Source organism: Micromonospora sp. NPDC049799 (assembly GCF_040656655.1).
GTDB lineage: Bacteria > Actinomycetota > Actinomycetes > Mycobacteriales > Micromonosporaceae > Micromonospora.
The window spans coordinates 1-2,191 of the sequence record NZ_JBFAMU010000683.1 but is presented as its reverse complement, the minus strand read 5'-3'; the positions used below and the strand labels follow the sequence as shown (position 1 = coordinate 2,191).

The following is a 2,191-nucleotide window of genomic DNA, read 5'->3' as shown; positions in this document are numbered from 1 at the left end:
GGCGACCTGGCCAACCTGGAGGCGACGTTCGCCGAGTTCGCCCGGCTGACCGACCACGGAAACGGCGACGGGCGCCGGTCCCCGAGGGGGAGCGGCGCCCGTCGTACGTGGTGCGGGAGCGTCAGCGGCGGTCGATGTCGCTGGCGGTGTCCTCCTGGTAGCTCGCGCCACCGTCGGACTCGCTGGTCAGCGGCTTGGCGCCACCCTCCGGCGGACCGGCGAGCGACTGGCCACCGGCGGCCAGCTCGGGGAACTTGTGGTCGAACGCCGGCCGCTCGGAGCGGATCCGCGGCATCCGGTCGAAGTTCCGCAGCGGGGGCGGCGAGCTGGTCGCCCACTCCAGCGAGTTGCCGTGGCCCCAGGGGTCCTCGACCTCGACGACCGGCCCGGCCTTGTACGACTTCCAGCAGTTGTAGAGGAACGGCAGCGTCGAGATACCGGTGATGAACGCGCCGACCGTGGAAATCATGTTCAGCGTGGTGAAGCCGTCGTCAGGCTGGTAGTCGGCGTAGCGGCGAGGGAAGCCCTCGTTGCCCAGCCAGTGCTGCACCAGGAAGGTGGTGTGGAAACCGATCATGGTGAGCCAGAAGTGCACCTTGCCGAGGCGCTCGTCGAGCATCCGGCCGAACATCTTCGGGAACCAGAAGTAGATGCCGGCGAACACCGCGAACACGATCGTGCCGAAGAGCACGTAGTGGAAGTGGGCCACCACGAAGTACGAGTCGGAGACGTGGAAGTCCAGCGGGGGGCTGGCCAGCAGCACACCGGTCAGACCACCGAAGAGGAACGTCACCAGGAAGCCGATCGAGAAGAGCATCGGCGACTCGAAGCTGAGCTGGCCCCGCCACATGGTGCCGATCCAGTTGAAGAACTTCATACCGGTGGGCACGGCGATCAGGAAGCTCAGGAAGCTGAAGAACGGCAGCAGCACCTGGCCGGTGGCGAACATGTGGTGCGCCCAGACGCTCATCGACAGGGCGGCGATGGCGATCGTGGCGGCGACCAGGCCCTTGTAACCGAAGATCGGCTTACGGGAGAAGACCGGGATGATCTCGGACACGATGCCGAAGAACGGCAGCGCGACGATGTAGACCTCGGGGTGCCCGAAGAACCAGAAGAGGTGCTGCCACAGCATCGGGCCGCCGGTCGCCGGGTCGTACACGTGGGCACCGAGGATGCGGTCCGCGGCGAGCGCGAAGAGCGCGGCGGCCAGCAGCGGGAAGACCAGGATCGCCAGGAGGCTGGTGACCAGCAGGTTCCAGGTGAAGATCGGCATCCGGAACATGGTCATGCCGGGCGCGCGCAGGGTCAGGATCGTGGTGATCATGTTGACCGCGCCGAGGATGGTGCCCAGACCGGAGATGGCCAGACCCACGATCCACATGTTGGCGCCGACGCCCGGGGAGTGCTCCACGCTGCTCAGCGGCGCGTACGCGAACCAGCCGAAGTCGGCGGCTCCACCCGGGGTGATGAAGCCGAGCGTCGCCATCGTGCCGCCGAACAGGTACAGCCAGTAGGCGAAGCTGTTCAGCCGGGGGAAGGAGACGTCCGGCGCACCGATCTGGAGCGGCACGATGTAGTTGCCGAAGGCGAACACGATCGGCGTCGCGAAGAACAGCAGCATGATCGTGCCGTGCATGGTGAACAGCTGGTTGTACTGCTCGGGCGACAGGAACTGCAGCCCGGGTCGGGCCAGCTCGGCCCGCATGATCAGCGCCATGAGGCCACCGATCATGAAGAACGCGAACGCGGTGACCATGTACATGATCCCGATCTGCTTCGCGTCCGTGGTCCGCAGCAGCCGCGCGAGGGCCGACCCCTTGACCGGTGCTCGGACCGGCCAGGGCCGGGTCACGACCGGCTTGGGTGCGACGGTGGTCACGAGTGGCCTCCGGTTCTGGGTTGTCCCGCTTGGCGCGCGCTGGTTTTTCGGCGAGCCGTCATCCGCAAGGAGGATAGTCCCCGGCAGGTGGCCCCGCCGCGTGGGGTGGGCGGGTAACCTGCGCCACTCCGCCCCGCCGCCCCGGTCCGGGTGGTCGCGGCGCACCGCCGGACCGGCGTCACCGCAACGCGCCGCCGGGCCCGGCTCAGAGCGGCGTTCGACGAGGCGTAGCGGAACCACAGCCGCTCGGCGATGAAGCGCGGGCACGTTTCGTGCCTGAGCAGGAGATCCACGAGCGAATGCGCGTCG

1 protein-coding gene is annotated in these 2,191 nt (G+C 67.9%); it reads right to left on the bottom strand.

The genetic code is table 11. The annotated features are described in order from the left end of the window. Positions 1-121: 121 nt before the first annotated feature. Positions 122-1,882 (bottom strand): cytochrome c oxidase subunit I, encoded by a 1,761-nt coding sequence (ctaD, locus tag AB0I76_RS28230; RefSeq protein ID WP_357041669.1) that lies wholly within the window; start codon positions 1,880-1,882, stop codon positions 122-124. Positions 1,883-2,191 lie beyond the last annotated feature (309 nt).